Here is a 17,309-nt window from a genome sequence, read left to right as displayed (position 1 = left end):
AAAAAACTTATGCAAATGAATACAAAATTTGACTAGATGGAAACGGATTTGAGCCTGAGTTGCTCTTTTATCCGGTCGAGCAGAAAAACAACTTCTTTCTCTTCCTCCAGTGAGTGAGTCGAAAAGTCCATATTGTCAATGCTTACCAGGAGATTGTTAACTTGCTGGAACAGAAGCTCATCGGTGTCTGAGCCGGAAAAAGAAAAGGTCCGGTTTTCGGGAACGAGTTCCAGGTGATTCGCCGTAAAATTAGCATCCATCAGTCCACCATTGCGGAAAACAAGCAGCCGGGACGATTCGGCAGAGGCGAGATTGCTAAAATTCATTGACGCCACCATTCCATCGGCGAAATCCAGATGAATATCGACAAAGTCTGTCGATTTGGATAGAAAGTTACCTCCAGCTACCGCCATTTCCGTTATTTCGGTTGGATTCAATTTTAAAATAATCCGGACAAAGCAGCGGATGTGAGTAAAAAGATCCTCGTTCGGCCTGGTCGAGGCGTATTCGCTTTTTATCATACGAGGAAATTGGTTGAGCTGGAACAACTGCTTTGTCAGCGGCAAGTGCAGCTGGTCGGCTCGCACGACAATTTGGGTGCCGGCTTCGTGGGCCAGTTCGATCAACTGCTCCTGTTGTGTTATCGTCAGCTTGTCGATTGTTTCGATAAAGAGGTGACATGAGTTCCGAATGGCGAAGGTCAGGTATTCAAAATGGCAGAATTCCGGATCGAGCACGAACAGAACATCGGAGATCAAAGGGATTACATCGCTCTCATATAAGCTGAAATGGGCATGTTCACCGGCATCCCACTTTTGATGATTATCAAAAATATACCAGTGTAATTTCTTCTTATCAGGTAATTTCCCGATAAGGTGTTTCGTTGATTTGGGGGGTAAAATAATTCCGGGTTTCAGCATATACACAAATGTACATAGGCTAAGTGTATGGAAGAATCTCTTGGCGGTCTTATTTATCAACCATTTTTGTTGAAAAACCCACAATTGAAAGGTATTTTTGTTGGCGAATTTGAAAAACAAACGGCCCTTGGAAGATAATTACCGACATCGTGGTCTGCGACGGAAGCTGGTCAGCGAGATTCAATCGAAAGGAATAACGGAAGCCAATGTGTTGGAAGCCATCGGTAATGTACCTCGCCATCTGTTCATGGACAGCAGCTTTGTGCAGTTTGCCTACCGGGATAAAGCATTCCCGATAGGTAAGGGGCAAACCATTTCGCAGCCATATACGGTCGCTTTTCAAACGCAGTTGCTCGAAGTGAAAAAATTCGACAAGGTGTTGGAGGTTGGCACCGGTTCAGGTTACCAGGCAGCCGTACTTTGTGAGATGGGAGCCACGGTTTTTACCATCGAACGTCATCGGGAGCTGTACGATAAGGTAAGAGCATTGTTACCCTCCATCGGCTACGAACCCATGTTTTTTCACGGAGACGGTTATGCCGGATTGCCGACGTACGGGCCATTCGACAGGATAATAGTCACGGCCGGAGCACCTTACATTCCCGAAGCTCTTCTGGAACAATTAAAGGTCGGCGGACGTATGGTAATTCCGGTAGGTTCACAGCATCACCAGGAAATGAAGCTGGTGGTGAGGGAGTCGGAAACTGAGTACAGAACTGAAGATAAAGGAGGTTTTATTTTTGTCCCGCTCGTTGGCGGAAAATCAGGATAATACAAGAAAGCTATGATGGAAATTCGAAAGTTTACATTTAATCCGGTAGCGGTAAATACCTATGTGGTATGGGATGAAACAGGTGAGTGCGCCATAATTGATGCGGGGTGTTCGAAACCTGCTGAAGAAGCAGCTCTCGCTGGTTTCATTGAGGAAAAAGAATTGACGCCGGTCAAACTACTGAATACTCATGGCCATTTCGATCACGTGATTGGGAACGGTTTTGCTGCGCGTCAGTGGGATTTGGAAGTGGAAATGCATAAAGACGACAATTCACTGGTCTCGAATGCGAAGGAGCAGGGAGGAATGTTTGGCATTGCAATGCACCAGCCTCCGAAACCGGCCAAATTCTTCGACGAAGGTGATGAAATAACATTTGGAAACACCACGTTGAAAGTCATTCATGTTCCGGGACATTCGCCGGGCGGCGTGGCATTTCACAACGCAAAAGAGAAAATGTTGATTGCTGGTGATATCCTCTTTTATGGTTCTGTCGGTCGAACTGACCTTCCGGGAGGGGAGCACGAAGCATTGATCACTGGCATCAAATCGAAATTACTGGGACTTGATCCGGCCACGAAAGTGTTTCCCGGTCACGGACCGGAAACGACGATTGGAGACGAAATAAAAAACAATCCTTTTCTGCAGTAAAAACGGTTTGGGAAAAAGGGAAAAATCATGTTTTCCTATTACAGAAGACCTTAAAATTGTGTCGGGATATAATAAACTAAAATTGACTAGCGATGGCAATCGATAAATTTGTCAACCGCCATATAGGACCCCGCGATCGTGATTTGGACGAAATGCTTGGGGTTATCGGCGTAAAATCAATGGACGAGCTGATTGAACAAACGGTTCCGTCCAATATTCGTTTGGAAAAACCGTTGAATTTGCCGAATGGTTTGACCGAACGGGCCTATTTCAAACAAATCAGAAAACTGGCTGCCAAAAATAAGGTCTTCAATACCTACATCGGAATGGGGTACTACGACACGATTACCCCGGCAGTTATTCAGCGTAATATCCTGGAAAATCCGGTTTGGTACACATCCTATACGCCTTACCAGGCGGAAGTTTCGCAGGGACGCCTTGAAGCATTGCTGAACTTCCAGACCATGGTGTGCGAAATGACGGCTATGGATTTGGCGAATGCTTCGTTGCTCGATGAAGCTACGGCAGCTGCAGAGGCCATGTCGCTGATGTATGCTACCCGTAGTCGTGGAAAGCAGAAAGCCGGAGCGAATGTTTGTTTCGTCGATGAAAACGTCTGGCCGCAAACTCTCGATGTGTTGCAAACCCGTGCCGAGCCGCTGGGAATTGAATTGAAAGTTGGTGATTTTTCACGCGATAAGATTGAAGAGAATTGGTTTGGAGCCATCGTGCAATATCCCAATTTGAAAGGTGAAGTCGAGGATTATAGCAACTTCACCAGCCGCCTGCACGACAACGATTGTAAAATTGCGGTTGCGTCCGATCTGTTAGCGTTGGCTTTGATTACGCCTCCGGGTGAATGGGATGCCGATGTGGTGTTTGGTTCAGCGCAGCGCTTCGGAGTTCCGATGGGATATGGTGGACCTTCTGCTGCTTTCTTTGCCATTAAGGAAGATTACAAACGTTATATGCCCGGCCGCATTATCGGCGTGTCGAAAGACGCTACCGGAAAACTGGCCTTGCGAATGGCGCTGCAAACCCGCGAGCAACATATCAAGCGTGAGCGCGCAACTTCAAATATCTGTACAGCCCAGGCACTGCTGGCGACAATGGCCGGAATGTATGCCGTTTACCACGGTCCGGAAGGCATTCGCGGTATAGCCGACAGAGCACACAGCATTGGTGTTTTGCTGGCAGATGAGATTACCAAACTTGGATACAAGCAGGAAAATGCCAATTTCTTCGATACCATTCGTATCTCGCTTCCGCGACACGTGAAGAAAGAAGATATTGAGTGGCTTTCGCTTGATTTGGAAATGAACTTCCGCTATTTCGAATCAGGTGAAGTGGGCCTGAGTATTGATGAAACGACCAACCTGGAGGACATTAACTGGATTTTGGAAGTTTTTGCGAAGGCAGCTAACAAGCGGATTCCGGTTATCGAGGAGATTCCTGAGAATTCGAAGATTGATAAGAAATACAGTCGTAAATCGGAGTACCTGGGGCAGGACGTCTTCAACAAGTATCGCTCCGAAACCGAGATGGCACGTTACATCAAGCGGCTGGAGAAAAAAGATATTTCGCTGGTACATTCGATGATTTCGTTAGGCTCGTGTACCATGAAACTGAATGCAGCTACCGAAATGATTCCACTCAGCTGGATTGAGTTCAACGGGATTCACCCGTTTGTACCGAAAAACCAGGCGATGGGTTACCACGAAATGATGGAAGAGTTGCGTCGTGATTTGTCGGAAATTACCGGCTTCGACGATATCTCGCTGATGCCGAATTCCGGTGCAGCCGGTGAGTACACCGGTTTGATGGTGATTCGGGAATATCACAAGAGTCGTGGCGAAGGACACCGGAATATAGTATTGATCCCTTCATCAGCACACGGAACCAATCCGGCCAGTGCAGTAATGGCCGGTATGAAAGTGGTAGTGGTTCCTTGCGATGATAAAGGTAACATCGATGTGGAAGCTCTTCGGGCGAAAGCCGAAGAACACAAGGATAATTTGTCGGCCTTCATGGTGACTTATCCGTCAACACACGGTGTTTTCGAGTCGGCGATTGTTGAAATGTGTGACATCATTCACAAAAATGGTGGTCAGGTGTACATGGATGGTGCCAACATGAACGCCCAGGTGGGACTGACTAATCCGAAGCGGATTGGTGCTGATGTTTGTCACCTGAACTTACATAAAACATTTGCGATTCCACACGGAGGTGGCGGACCGGGTGTAGGCCCGATTGGTGTAGCTAAGCATCTGGTTGAATTCCTGCCTTCGCATCCGGTAATGAATAACGGACACGTAGGTTTGCACGCCGTTTCAGCGGCTCCGTGGGGAAGTGCTTCGGTATTGCCTATTACATACGGGTACATCAAAATGCTGGGAGCGGACGGCCTGGCACAGGCAACCAAAATTGCGATTTTGAATGCCAACTACATCGCTTCGTTGCTGAAAGACAATTACGGTATTTTGTATACCGGCGAAAAAGATCGGGTGGCGCACGAAATGATTTTGGAATGTCGTCACCTGAAAGCATCGGCTGGTGTAACTGAAGCCGATATCGCCAAGCGTTTAATGGACTACGGATTCCACGCACCTACGCTCTCATTTCCGGTACACGGAACACTGATGGTAGAACCGACAGAGAGTGAATCGAAAGAAGAGCTCGATCGTTTCGTAGAAGCCATGAACAGCATCTTCAGCGAGATTAAGGAGATTGAAGAAGGCAAAGCGGATGCAAATGACAACGTGCTGAAAAACGCACCGCATACGGCTGAAGTTTTGATGACAGACGACTGGAAGCACAGTTACTCTCGTGAAAAAGCAGCCTATGCACTCGAATGGCTGAGAGATAATAAATTCTGGGTGCCAGTCGGCCGGGTTGATGACGCTTATGGCGATCGGAATCTGATTTGTACTTGTGAACCGTTGGAAAGTTATATGGAAGAATAAACTCATAAATCCGGGGAAACTTCCCCGGATTTATTTTGCTAACCTATGATAGTATTTCCTAACGCCAAAATAAACATCGGCCTGAACATTCTGCGAAAGCGGGAGGACGGTTACCACGAATTGGAAACCGTATTCTATCCGTTGAAACTGCAGGACGGTCTGGAGTTTATTGAGAACCATACCGGAGAAGTTTGTTTCAGCAATAGTGGAATTGAAGTTGGAGGAAACCCGGAGAATAACCTGGTGGTGAAAGCATACCGAATGCTGGCGGCCGATTATTCGTTGCCGGGAGTCGATATTCATCTGCACAAAGTCATACCGTTTGGTGCTGGTTTAGGCGGTGGTTCTTCCGACGCTGCTTTTATGTTAAAAGGGCTGAATGACTTTTTCGGGCTGAATATCCCCTCAGAGACGCTGATGTCGTATGCAGCAAGGCTTGGTGCTGATTGTCCTTTCTTCCTTGAAAATATCCCCTCGTTTGCGTCCGGAATCGGAGAGAAGCTGGAGACTCTTCCGCTGAGTTTGGCGGGATGGCATTTGTTACTGGTGAAACCTCCGGTTGAAGTAGGAACCAAAGAGGCTTATGCCGGAGTTCATCCCGGGATACCGGATATTCGATTGAGAGAAGCCATTCAGTTGTCGGTTAACAACTGGCAGGGAAGCGTTGTCAATGATTTTGAGGTAGGAATTTTTCAACGTTTTCCGGAAATAGAAACTATAAAAGAAAAGCTGAAGGAGCGGGGAGCTGTTTATACCTCCATGTCGGGGAGTGGCTCGTCGGTTTTCGGATTATTCCGCGCGGAACCTATGTGGCGCGATAGCGATTTCCCGGAAGGGAGTTTTCTCTGGACGGAAGTATTCTAGTTTTTTGTTTTTAGGGGAGGTCAGCTGCGAATCGTTCTGGATGCGTTGCTTCGCGTCCGGCGTGAGTTGCTACAGGTCGGTCGTGCATTGCTTCAGGTGCGTGACGTGTTGCTACAGGTCCGTTATGGATTTCTTCGCGTCAGTCGTGTGTTGCTACGTGTTGGTTATGCCTTGCTATCGATAGGATTGGCTGTTTTTGCCTGAAAACTTATCTATCGTTGTGAAAATGTGCGGTAAGAATTTTGAAAGGGGATTTATTCCCCGGAAGGGAAAAATAAAAAGCTGCCCCGATTGAGGCAGCTTTTGTTGTTTATTCGATGGTTACCATGATAACATCTTTCGGAATCTTGACACCTTCTTCGACGTGAATCTCTTTGATTTTACCATCAAAAGGCATCTCGATCTTGTTTTCCATTTTCATGGCTTCAAGAATTAGAAGGCATTCACCTTCTTTTACTTCCTGTCCGGTTTTTACACACATCTTTAAGACGGTTCCCGGAATATAGGAACGAATCTCAAACGGATTTGGGCGTTCCCATTTTTTTCGAGTTTCAAACTTCTTCGTGTAAAGCGTTTTGTACTTGGCGCTATTCACCACAAAGGTTTGATATTTTGGTGTACTTTCTTCCATTTTGAAAGGATTTGGTTAACAGAAAATCCCGTTTTAGAACGGAGGAATACCATGTTTCTTCGCCGGACGGGCATCCACTTTGTTGTCGGAAAGTGACAGCGAGTGAATCAATCGGGCACGGGTTTCAGCCGGCTCAATCACCTCGTCGATGTAACCTTTGGCAGCGGCCACAAACGGGTTGGCGAATTTTTCTTTGTACTCTTCGATTTTCTGTTTCCGAACTTCGTCCGGATTTTCTGCTTCAGCAATTTCCTTACGGAAGACAATATTAGCAGCACCTTCGGGTCCCATCACAGCAATCTCGGCAGTTGGCCATGCGAATACGAAATCGGCACCCAGGTGGCGCGAGTTCATGGCAATGTAACCTCCACCATATGCTTTACGCAGAATAACGGTGATTTTCGGAACAGTTGCTTCACTATAGGCATACAGCAGTTTAGCTCCGTGGCGAATGACACCAGCGTGTTCCTGATCGACGCCGGGCAGATAACCAGGCATATCTTCGAGGGTGACAATCGGGATGTTAAACGAGTCGCAATAGCGGATAAAACGAGCGGCTTTATCCGAGCTGTCGCAATCGAGTACCCCGGCCAGATATTTGGGCTGGTTGGCTACAAAACCCACTGTCTCGCCTTTGATACGTCCAAAACCGATAACGATGTTGCGGGCGAAATTCTCCATAATCTCGAGAAACTCGCTACTGTCGCTCACAGCGCGAATGATATCGCGGATGTCATACGGACGCCTCGGATCGGACGGAACAATCTCTTCCACATTGAGCGAAGAGGTTGGCTCCTGGGGCGGGAATTTACGTGCTTTCTGCGTATTATTCCACGGAATAAATGAAATCAGGCTTTTGATCTGGTCGAAGCATTGATCCTCGCTTTCGGCGAAGAAATGGGCATTACCGGTAATTTCGCTGTGTACCCGGGCTCCACCCAGCTCTTCCATACTGATTTCTTCGCCAAGCACTGTTTTGATAACACTTGGTCCGGTGATAAACATCTTGGAGATGTTTTCCACTACAAATACGAAATCGGTTAAAGCGGGAGAATAAACGGCTCCACCGGCACAAGGGCCGAGGATAACTGAAATCTGCGGAATAACACCGGAAGCTTTGGTGTTCCGGTAGAAAATCTCACCATAACCGGCGAGAGAATTGACACCTTCCTGGATGCGGGCACCACCGGAGTCGTTAATACCGATAAGCGGGACGCGCATTTTCAGGGCGTGGTCCATGATTTTGGTGATTTTGCGGGCATGCATCAAACCGAGTGAACCACCGGCTACGGTGAAGTCCTGTGCATAAATACAAACAGGCTGATTGTAAATAGTACCTGTCCCGATGATAACACCATCGCCGTGTAACACCTTTTTGTCCATGTCGAAATCACGAGCTGTGTGCTCAACAAAAAGATCGTACTCGTGGAAAGAATCTTCGTCCAGAATTGACATGATCCTTTCACGGGCCGTCTTTTTACCCATGGCCACTTGTTTTTCGATGGCTTTTTCACCACCCCCCAGCTGTACCTCCTGCTTGCGTTTACGGAGGTCCAGGATGTTTCTTTTTAATGACATAGGTTACGATTTAAATTCAAGATCATCTTGAAAAGCCAGGATGATCACCTATAAAGTTCATCTACTTCGGGGGTCAAAATTATAAAAAAAATGCCGGGAAAGAGCACGACCCGACATTAAATGACATCTCTATCTATTTAGATATCAAAAAATTGAATAACAGTTTTTATTGTTCGATTATTTGGATGCCCACCTGTATAAGAAGATAGCTATAATGGAATACAGGAGGTTGGGTATCCAGACCGCAATAAACGGATCCATCCCTCCTTTGGTGGCGAAAACGGTCGATACCTGGAGGAACATGATGTAAGAAAAGCTGAGTAACAAGCCGATACCCAAGTGGAGTCCCATTCCACCCCTGATTTTCCGCGAAGCGAGTGCTGCACCGATGATCGAGAGGATAAATGTGGAAAAAGGTCCGGATGTTCGTTTATGTTTCTCGATTTCGTATTGCACGACATTGTCCACACCGCGCAACTTCAAATCCTCGATGTAATGATTCAACTCCCAATAGTTCATCGTCTCTTCGAGGTTTTTTTGCCGGCCAAAATCTTCCGGCTTCATACGGAGGGTGGTATCAATTACAGCACCTGATGTGATTTTTTCTGTCGGTCCGCTCAGGTCACGAATGTAGTAGTTGTGAATCACCCATTTTTTCTTGTCGCGGTCCCACTTCACATAGTCGGAAATCAGTTTCGAAACCAGTTTATGGTCTTTAAATTTCTCGATAGAGAATTTATATCCTACATCGTTTTTATTGTTGTAGTTCCGCATGTAGATATAGAGTCCCGGTTCCAACTGCCTGTGGATGTTTCGGTCCTGGTTATTGTATTCTCCTTTCAGGTATTTGTTGGTGAAATCGATGCGAACAGTATTGGCCGGCGGAATAACAAAATTTCCCAATGTCCACGACATCAAAGCGATAATTCCTGCGCCAATCATGTAGGGGCGCATTAGTCGTTTGTAAGTTACTCCACTGGCAAGGATGGCTATAATCTCGGAGTTGTAAGCCATCTTCGAGGTAAAATAAATAACCGCGATGAAGGTGAACAGACTACTGAACAGGTTCGCAAAGTAGGGAATGAAGTTCAGGTAGAAATCGAAAACAATAGCGCGCAGTGGAGCATGACGACTGATGAACTCGTCGATGTGCTCGGAGATGTCAAAAACAATCGAGATACCAATAATCAGGGCAATTGCCAGAAAAAAGGTACCCAGAAACTTTTTGATGATGTATACGTCAATTTTTTTTAAGTATGGTTTTGACATCAGCTGCATGCGACTAAGCGTAATTTTCTGCGAATTTAATAGTAAACTACAAACGACGACTCACTTTTTCGACCATAACATTCTTCCATTGTTTGAATGTTCCTGCCTTAATCTGTTCCCGGGCTTCACCAACCAGCCAAAGATAGAAGGCCAGGTTGTGGAGACTTCCGATTTGGGCTCCCAGCATTTCTTTTGCCTGGAATAAGTGCCGCAAATAAGCCCGAGTGTAATGGTGATCAACAAACGAGGTGCCATTCGGGTCGACTGGTGAAAAGTCGTTCTCCCATTTTTTATTCTTGATGTTAATAATGCCCTCGCTGGTGAATAACATTCCGTTCCGTCCGTTCCGGGTGGGCATCACGCAATCGAACATGTCCACACCTCTGTCGATGGCTTCCAGAATATTGACTGGCGTACCGACTCCCATCAGGTAACGGGGTTTATCTTTCGGAAGAATTTCGTTTACCACCTCAATAGTCGAATACATATCTTCCTCTTTTTCTCCTACCGAAAGACCGCCAATGGCATAACCGTCGCGTTCGAAAGAGATGACGTGCTCAGCCGCTTTCTTTCTCAATTCCGGATAAATTCCTCCCTGAACAATGGGGAAGAGCGTCTGGTCGTAACCATATTTCGGTTCCGTTTCATCGAAACGTTTGACACAACGTTCCAGCCAGCGTTGGGTTAGCTCCAGCGACTTTTTTGCGTAGTCGAAATCGGAATCTCCCGGAGGGCATTCATCGAAAGCCATGATGATATCGGCGCCAATGGTCCGTTGAATATCCACCACATTTTCCGGCGTAAACATATGCCGGGAACCATCAATGTGCGACTGAAATTTAGCTCCCTCTTCCGATAGTTTACGAATGTCGCCCAGCGAAAAAACCTGGAAACCGCCACTATCCGTCAGGATGGGACCGTCCCAGCCGTTGAATTTGTGTAAACCTCCCGCTTTTTCGATGGTATCCATACCCGGGCGAAGATACAGGTGGTAAGTATTTCCCAGGATAATCTGGGCGTTTACATCATCTTTCAGATCACGAAAATGGACGCCTTTTACCGAGCCCACTGTTCCGACAGGCATAAAAATCGGTGTTTCAATTTCGCCGTGAGCAGTATAAAGTTTTCCCGCACGGGCTTTGGTTCCCTGCAGTGTATATTGTAGTTCGAACTTCATTACCAAAAATTTGACGCACAAAGATAATTATTATGGTGTAATATCCCCGGAAAGCTTATGATTGAGATATGTGAAAAAAAAATAACGATATGTAGGTATTATACTCCGTCATTATCTATTTTTGGGAGACTCGGAAAACCAAAAGAATAATGCTGACAGATACTCTTACATTTAGTTTGGTGGAACTTATCGGAATGGCTGTTTTGGCAATAGGAACGCTTATTCAGTTGGTTTATCTGATTTCGCTCGCCTCACTGATCTTTCGAAAGAAGCAACAACCTTCGTCAGAGAAGCCATCGGTTTCGCTGATTATTACTTCCCGGAACTATGCCGAAGAATTAAAGGAAACTTTGCCGCCTCTGTTGGAACAAAATTACCCGAATTACGAAGTCATAGTTGTTGACGATTGCTCTACAGATCATACGGATGCCGTGTTGAGGGTGATGAAAAGCAAGTATCCACAGTTGAAGACAACCATCGTGAAACAGGAAACTGATTTCGCCAATGCGTTGGCGCTGACGGTGGGAATCAGAGCTGCCGACAATGACTGGTTGATTTTCCTCGATCCGCAGGTGGTGGTGCCGGGTATGGGCTGGCTTGAGGCTTATTCTTCCTATCTGGAGCCCGTAAAGGATATTGTTTTCGGATACGTCAACTATTCCCGCACTTCCGGCTACGGCAAATGGTGGACACGCATTGAGAATTTCACACTGGCACTTCGATACGGTCCGGCCTGGTTTTTCGGATTACCAATGCCTATTTCGAATATTAACCTGGCTTATCGCCGAAAATATTTCCTGGAGAAGCGGGGATTTGCCGCCCAACTGGATACACCTTTCGGTGAAAACGAAATGTTCGTCAACAAATTATCGCGTAAGAAGAATTCGGCAGTGGCCTTCGGTGCTGCCACTTCTGTGGGTATTTCAGGTCCGCTGATGTACTACGACTGGATGAACTTAAAAAAGAAACATTTGTTATTAAGAAGAAAATTTTCTGTATCCCAGCGATTCTATTTATCGCTTGATACGGTAAGCAGGATTTTGACAGATGTTGCCTTACTGGTTCTTCTGGTTATATCACCTTATCGGTTTTGGATTCTGGGTATTTGGGCATTTCGGTTCTTGCTGGAATTTATCCTGATGATAGTTGCCTCGAATCGTTTGGGTGATAAAGGATTGGTGTTGCGAAGCTTTCTGTACAGAACCTGCCTGCCGCTGATTAATGGTTGGATGAGCTGGAGACAGCACATTGCGGCGGAGAGGAAGAAATGGAAATAAACCCCAACTTGTCAGAGAATGCACGTAGAGACCTTGAGCTTGTAAAGCTGGCAAGGGAAGGGGACGAGTATGCTTTTGCGCGGCTGATGAACCGTTATAAAGATGCTATTTATTTCATGTTGCTAAAAATGGTTAATAACCGAGCCGATGCCGAGGATTTAACCATCGAGGCTTTTGGAAAAGCCTTTACCAATCTTCATCAATATTCACCCAAATTTGCCTTTAGTACCTGGTTGTTCCGGATTGCCTCGAACAATGGAATCGATTTTCTGCGGAAGCGAAGAGCCAATACGGTTCCGCTGGAGAATCCCGATACCGACCGGAAAGATTCGGAGTACAATCCCAATTTCAAATCAGAAACACTTTCGCCCGAAGAAAAATATATTCGTCAGCAGCGCGCCAACATTCTTCGCCGGATGGTGAGCCGACTGAAGCCGCGTTACCGCATGTTAGTCGAACTCCGATATTTCAAGGAGTATTCGTATGACGAAATAGCAAAAGAGTTAAATTTGCCCCTTGGAACCGTCAAAGTGCAGCTTTTTCGTGCCCGCGAAATGCTGTTTAACTTGTTAAATAAAACCGAAATGGGTTCTGACAAAACGGGCAAATGAGCATCGCAATGGAGATTATTCAGAAGTACTTTCCCGATTTAACCCAGGAGCAATACGACCGTTTTGCCCGGCTTGGAACGCTTTACCGTGAATGGAACGAGAAAATCAACGTGATTTCCCGGAAGGATATTGATGAGCTTTATATCCACCACGTTTTACATTCAATGGCCATTGCCAAAGTGATAAAATTTGTGCCGGGAACGCGTATCATGGACGTAGGCACCGGCGGCGGTTTCCCCGGAATACCATTGGCTATATTGTTCCCCGAAACAGAATTTCTGTTGGTTGATTCGATTGGCAAGAAAATAAAAGTGGTGAATGAAGTAGCGGCAGCATTGGGATTAACCAACGTGAAAGGAGTTCATACCCGTGTGCAACAGGTGAAAGAACCTTTCGATTTTGTGGTTAGTCGTGCGGTAACTGCTTTTCCAAAATTTGTGGCGATGGTTCGGAAGAACATAGCCAAAGAGCAAAAAAACGCACGTCCCAACGGAATCATTTATCTCAAGGGTGGCGACTTTGCCGATGAAATTAAACCATTCCGCCGGGACGTGGAATTATATTCGATTGCTGATTTTTTCAGCGAATCTTTCTTCGAGACCAAAAAAGTGGTCTGTCTTTCTCTCTAAGTTTTCCGGTTAATAAATAAACCTCCGGTTATTCCTGATGACATTGGTAATTGCCAGCTTCAATTTATCGGTTCCTTCATAAACCATATCGAGGTTGGATGGGAAAGGCATCGCTTTTACCTGACATTTTTTCTTCGATTCTTCGCTGAGTGCTCCCAAATCTCCGACAGCACGAGCCCACGAATGATCAAAATCGAGGTTGGTACCGATCGGTACTTTACGCAACAATTTCGACGGATTATTCTGCAGGTATTCTACCACGCCGTTCACCTGGCAGGTCTTATGCTGATGGGTTTCAATGACTGTGCACTTCAACTCTTTGTACTTCTTAATTTTTATGTCATTGCCGAGCGAATCCTTCATCACGTTGCCGCGGCTGTCAAGCGCATAATTCCAGCCATCTTCTACCTTCTTTTGTTCGGTGTAATCTTTTTCTTCCGATTGGTCGGGAGAAATCTGGATATTATTTAGGTTGATATTGACGTAGTAGTCATACTGCATTTGCCGGTCCATATCGCGGAAATCATACTCCACCCAGTCACTGTTTAATCCGCTGTTATCGATGGTCAGCAGATTGTCCATGAATTGGGGAGAAAACTTTAGGTGGGTATTATTGATAGCCTGCACCAGAACACGGCTCATTCCCTTATCGTGGGCTTCTGCCATTTTTTGATCGATATCGGTGTAATCGCTGGTGTATTCTTTTACTTTCCTGAATGCTTCATAGGCTTTCCGGAAAGATTCTTTGTCGCCGTTTTGCATCAGTTTGTTACCATGAGCGTAAAGATAATCAGCAGCTTTTCTTTTCGATGCGATGAGCTTTTGGTCATAATCCACTAGCGGGTAATCGTAAACCTTCCCGTTGTAACGGAATGGCGTAACCGTATTTACCAGCGCCTGGCGGTTTTTCAAACGGCGGTAGATATCCACTGCTTCATCATAGTTTCGCGGACTCCCTTCCTGCTCGAGGAATTTAACCCGTTCCAGGTCTTGTTGGTTGGCCAGCTTATAAGCCCGGTCGATGGTTGCCATCAGTTCAGCTTTGCGGGGTGACTTGAGTAGTTTATGCACGGCTTTTCCAATCGCCGCATCGTAGTTTTGATTGGCCAGATATTTCTTCGGCGATGCACAAGAGGTCACCAGCAGGACGAAGAACAGTAAATAATGCAAGTTTTTCATTGGGTGTTTTTTAAGCACGTTTTTAAAATGTCCCTTTTCAAACGGGAAAATCAAAAAACAATTTGTCAATTGAATTGTCTTGATTCGCCTGTATATAACATATAGTATGCCATAAAACTTAACGGGCGTAAAGATAAAATATTTTACAGGCCATTTTTGAAACATATCAGGGATGAAATTTGTCCCTCAAAATAATATATTTGCAGCGTCTGTCTGGCTGGAAATTATTGCCGGAGAAAAAGCTATAAAAAACCCGATTCGTTTGGAGCAAAGAAAAAAAGAGTTAATTTTGCAGTCCGAATTGGCAAGGAAGTACAAAAGAAATTAAACAGTAAAATATTTTCAGAGATGAAAAGAACATTTCAGCCGCATAACAGGAAAAGGAAAAACAAACATGGTTTCCGTGAAAGAATGGCGACTGTAAACGGTCGCAAAGTTCTTAAAGCTCGTCGTGCGAAAGGTCGGAAAAAACTGACTGTTTCAGATGAGCCGCGTCACAAGAGATAATGAACATTATTTTCGAGTACGATATACGGAAGGTAAGGAGCTAATACTCTTTACCTTTTGTTGTTTATGGCCGATGTTGGCCTGTTTTTTAGCGGACACCAAGGTATTTTTTTGTACTTTAGTCGCTGATTCCGGGAAATCCGGACGTATAATTCAGAAAAACTGGAAATCATGCAAAACAGTGATGTTTTCTCTCTGCTGAAGACCACCGTATCGAACAGCAGATTACTGGATATAGCTGGAAAAGCACTTAATGGAGAACGTATTACTTTCGATGAAGGAGTTACACTTTATCAGGAAGGCGAGATTCCTTTTTTGTCAATGTTATCCAATGCAGTGCGTCAGCGTATCAATGACGAATATGTCTATTTCAACCGCAACTTTCATATTGAGCCGACGAATATTTGCGAAAGCCACTGCTCATTTTGTTCCTATCGTCGCGACGATGGTGAAGAAGGAAGCTGGGAGCACAGTTTGAACGATATTCGGCGCAAAGCCGAAAGTTATGTAGGAAAAGATATTACGGAAGTACACATCGTGGGTGCTGTACACCCCAACCGTGATCTTTTCTATTATGCCGATTTAGTTCAAACGGTCAAGTCGGTATTGCCGGATATCCATATCAAAGGCTTCACAGCAGTTGAGGTGGATGCCATGATAAAGAAAGCAGGACTCTCGTTGGAAGAAGGATTGCAGACCCTGAAAAAAGCCGGTTTGGATTCGATGCCGGGGGGTGGTGCTGAAATTTTTGATGAAAAGACGAGAGCCCGTATCTGCCCCGATAAAACCGATACAGCTGGTTGGTTGAAGATTCATGAAACCGCACACAAGTTGGGAATTCCGAGTAATGCAACGATGCTTTACGGATTGATTGAAACCTACGAGCACCGTGTCGATCATATGAATCGTTTGAGGGAATTGCAGGACCAGACCCATGGCTTCAATACTTTTATTCCGTTGAAGTTCCGTCATTCAAACAATGCATTTTCGCACATTGCTGAATCGACAACATTGGAAGATTTGAAAAACTACGCGGTTGCCCGGATTTTCCTCGACAATATTCCACACCTGAAAGCCTACTGGCCGATGATTGGTAAGTCGGTTGCGCAGTTATCTCTTGCTTTTGGTGTTGATGATTTGGACGGAACCATTGATGATTCAACAAAGATTTACTCGATGGCCGGAGCTGAAGAGCAGAATCCGTCTGCTTCGACCGATGAGTTGGTTAAAATGATTAAGACGGCTGGTAAAGTGCCTGTCGAACGCGATACGTTGTACAATATCGTTCGTCGTTTCGATTAATTGCACTGAGGAATTTATCAGTAAAGAGATATGGAAACCGGAGAGTGAAATTTTCATCTGATGATGAAGATATGCACCTTCGGTTTTTTTGTGGGCAACAGGTGCGATAAATTTTTACTTTTCGACTTTAGGATTAATTTTGTTGCAAGGTCATATTCACCCTAGATAAGAAGATATGTCATTCCGAAAATTTCTGAAAAGCAAGGTTTTTTGGCTGAATGTAATTCTGGCCGTTGTGCTTACGCTTATTTTGCTGTGGTTGACGATGTATGCGTTATCGAAGTATACGCATCACGGCGAAGCATTTCCAACTCCAAATCTTACCGGACTGGAGCAGACGGATTGGGAAAAAGTAGCCAAGAATAAAGATATTGACGTGGTTATTCGTGATTCGGTGTACCACACCGATTTCTCGCCGGGTTCGGTGATTGAGCAGATGCCCCGGAGTGGCCACTACATCAAAGCAGGACGCACGGTTTATGTAACCATTGCAGCGGTTAAACCGGAAATGGTTCAACTGCCTAAGTTGACTGATGTTTCGTTACGGGAAGCCCGGGTGTTGCTTCAATCTAAGGGATTGAAATTAGGCGATGTGACCTTCAGCCCTTCGGAGTTCAATAATTTGGTGCTTGCGCAGAAGCTGCACGGTTCCAGTATTGATCCGGGTATTCTGGTTCCCCGGGGAACAGCTATCGATTTGGTTGTAGGAAAGACCATGGAGAATAAGCGGACGGTTGTACCCGATTTGACCGGATACACATATGATGAAGGGCGAAAAATTTTGCAGGATGTGTCTTTGACGGTTGGTGCTGTTATTTACAGCAAAGATGTCAAGACAGAGGAAGATTCGACGAATGCGGTCATTTGGCAGCAATCGCCGGAATTTAACAGGCACGAAGGTGTCGAAATTGGCCATTCGGTCGATCTGTGGCTGAAGCTTCCGGTTGACAGCCTTTCTTCGGGCGACGATAATAAATAA

General features: G+C 45.5%; 18 protein-coding genes. 12 read left to right on the top strand and 6 right to left on the bottom strand.

Going from position 1 to position 17,309, the window contains the following annotated elements:
- Positions 1 to 32: 32 nt before the first annotated feature.
- A complete protein-coding gene (locus CLV93_RS01995) occupies positions 33 to 920 on the bottom strand; it encodes a Gfo/Idh/MocA family oxidoreductase (RefSeq protein WP_106540492.1) in 888 nt (295 codons plus the stop codon).
- Positions 921 to 1,047: 127 nt separating this feature from the next.
- Between CLV93_RS01995 and CLV93_RS01990 the strand changes: the two genes are divergently transcribed.
- The 5 genes from CLV93_RS01990 to CLV93_RS20195 all read left to right on the top strand — a co-directional run bounded on the left by CLV93_RS01990 (position 1,048) and on the right by CLV93_RS20195 (position 6,374).
- On the top strand, positions 1,048 to 1,692 hold the full coding sequence (locus CLV93_RS01990; protein ID WP_106540804.1) for a protein-L-isoaspartate(D-aspartate) O-methyltransferase: 645 nt from the start codon (positions 1,048 to 1,050) through the stop codon (positions 1,690 to 1,692).
- Positions 1,693 to 1,704: 12 nt separating this feature from the next.
- A complete protein-coding gene (locus CLV93_RS01985; protein ID WP_106540491.1) occupies positions 1,705 to 2,343 on the top strand; it encodes an MBL fold metallo-hydrolase in 639 nt (212 codons plus the stop codon).
- A gap of 92 nt (positions 2,344 to 2,435) precedes the next feature.
- Entirely contained in the window at positions 2,436 to 5,306 is a 2,871-nt protein-coding gene (gcvP, locus tag CLV93_RS01980) for an aminomethyl-transferring glycine dehydrogenase (RefSeq protein ID WP_106540490.1), read from the top strand.
- Between the two features lie 45 nt (positions 5,307 to 5,351).
- A complete protein-coding gene (gene ispE / locus CLV93_RS01975) occupies positions 5,352 to 6,170 on the top strand; it encodes a 4-(cytidine 5'-diphospho)-2-C-methyl-D-erythritol kinase (protein ID WP_106540489.1) in 819 nt (272 codons plus the stop codon).
- Positions 6,171 to 6,215: 45 nt separating this feature from the next.
- Positions 6,216 to 6,374: a hypothetical protein gene (locus tag CLV93_RS20195; protein ID WP_153637025.1), complete on the top strand. Its 159-nt coding sequence runs from the start codon at positions 6,216 to 6,218 to the stop codon at positions 6,372 to 6,374.
- A gap of 106 nt (positions 6,375 to 6,480) precedes the next feature.
- On the opposite strand, the gene CLV93_RS01970 is transcribed toward CLV93_RS20195, so the two are convergent.
- From CLV93_RS01970 to tgt, 4 genes are all read right to left on the bottom strand, one after another.
- Entirely contained in the window at positions 6,481 to 6,801 is a 321-nt protein-coding gene (locus tag CLV93_RS01970) for a biotin/lipoyl-containing protein (protein WP_106540488.1), read from the bottom strand.
- A gap of 33 nt (positions 6,802 to 6,834) precedes the next feature.
- Entirely contained in the window at positions 6,835 to 8,379 is a 1,545-nt protein-coding gene (locus CLV93_RS01965; protein ID WP_106540487.1) for an acyl-CoA carboxylase subunit beta, read from the bottom strand.
- Positions 8,380 to 8,556: 177 nt separating this feature from the next.
- Complete coding sequence (locus tag CLV93_RS01960; RefSeq protein WP_246187180.1) at positions 8,557 to 9,657, bottom strand: LptF/LptG family permease; 1,101 nt, start codon at positions 9,655 to 9,657, stop codon at positions 8,557 to 8,559.
- A gap of 37 nt (positions 9,658 to 9,694) precedes the next feature.
- Positions 9,695 to 10,825 carry a tRNA guanosine(34) transglycosylase Tgt gene (gene tgt / locus CLV93_RS01955; RefSeq protein ID WP_106540486.1) on the bottom strand — a complete coding sequence of 377 codons (1,131 nt, stop codon included), beginning with the start codon at positions 10,823 to 10,825 and terminating at the stop codon, positions 9,695 to 9,697.
- 149 nt (positions 10,826 to 10,974) lie between these two features.
- Here tgt and CLV93_RS01950 point away from each other — a divergent pair, with 149 nt between their 5' ends.
- From CLV93_RS01950 to rsmG, 3 genes are read left to right on the top strand one after another with little or no spacing between them, the layout of a single operon-like run.
- Positions 10,975 to 12,102, top strand: coding sequence for a glycosyltransferase (locus tag CLV93_RS01950; protein WP_106540485.1), 1,128 nt, complete (start codon positions 10,975 to 10,977; stop codon positions 12,100 to 12,102).
- Between the two features lie 8 nt (positions 12,103 to 12,110).
- Positions 12,111 to 12,713, top strand: a complete 603-nt coding sequence (locus tag CLV93_RS01945) for an RNA polymerase sigma factor (protein WP_246187179.1) — start codon at positions 12,111 to 12,113, stop codon at positions 12,711 to 12,713.
- On the top strand, positions 12,710 to 13,342 hold the full coding sequence (rsmG, locus tag CLV93_RS01940; RefSeq protein WP_246187178.1) for a 16S rRNA (guanine(527)-N(7))-methyltransferase RsmG: 633 nt from the start codon (positions 12,710 to 12,712) through the stop codon (positions 13,340 to 13,342). Before CLV93_RS01945 ends, rsmG begins: the two co-directional genes overlap by 4 nt.
- Positions 13,343 to 13,351: 9 nt before the next feature.
- Here rsmG and CLV93_RS01935 read toward each other — a convergent pair whose 3' ends face one another.
- Positions 13,352 to 14,521 carry a hypothetical protein gene (locus tag CLV93_RS01935; protein ID WP_106540483.1) on the bottom strand — a complete coding sequence of 390 codons (1,170 nt, stop codon included), beginning with the start codon at positions 14,519 to 14,521 and terminating at the stop codon, positions 13,352 to 13,354.
- 172 nt (positions 14,522 to 14,693) lie between these two features.
- Between CLV93_RS01935 and CLV93_RS20190 the strand changes: the two genes are divergently transcribed.
- The 4 genes from CLV93_RS20190 to CLV93_RS01920 all read left to right on the top strand — a co-directional run bounded on the left by CLV93_RS20190 (position 14,694) and on the right by CLV93_RS01920 (position 17,309).
- Entirely contained in the window at positions 14,694 to 14,849 is a 156-nt protein-coding gene (locus CLV93_RS20190; RefSeq protein ID WP_153637024.1) for a hypothetical protein, read from the top strand.
- A gap of 20 nt (positions 14,850 to 14,869) precedes the next feature.
- Entirely contained in the window at positions 14,870 to 15,028 is a 159-nt protein-coding gene (gene rpmH / locus CLV93_RS01930) for a 50S ribosomal protein L34 (RefSeq protein ID WP_106540482.1), read from the top strand.
- 171 nt (positions 15,029 to 15,199) lie between these two features.
- Positions 15,200 to 16,330, top strand: a complete 1,131-nt coding sequence (mqnE, locus tag CLV93_RS01925) for an aminofutalosine synthase MqnE (RefSeq protein ID WP_106540481.1) — start codon at positions 15,200 to 15,202, stop codon at positions 16,328 to 16,330.
- A gap of 175 nt (positions 16,331 to 16,505) precedes the next feature.
- On the top strand, positions 16,506 to 17,309 hold the full coding sequence (locus CLV93_RS01920) for a PASTA domain-containing protein (protein ID WP_106540480.1): 804 nt from the start codon (positions 16,506 to 16,508) through the stop codon (positions 17,307 to 17,309).

It is taken from the genome of Prolixibacter denitrificans (genome assembly GCF_003014495.1).
In the GTDB taxonomy this organism is placed as follows: Bacteria; Bacteroidota; Bacteroidia; order Bacteroidales; family Prolixibacteraceae; genus Prolixibacter; species Prolixibacter denitrificans.
The sequence above is the reverse complement of the archived record's forward strand: the minus strand, read 5'-3'. Positions and strand labels throughout refer to the sequence as shown.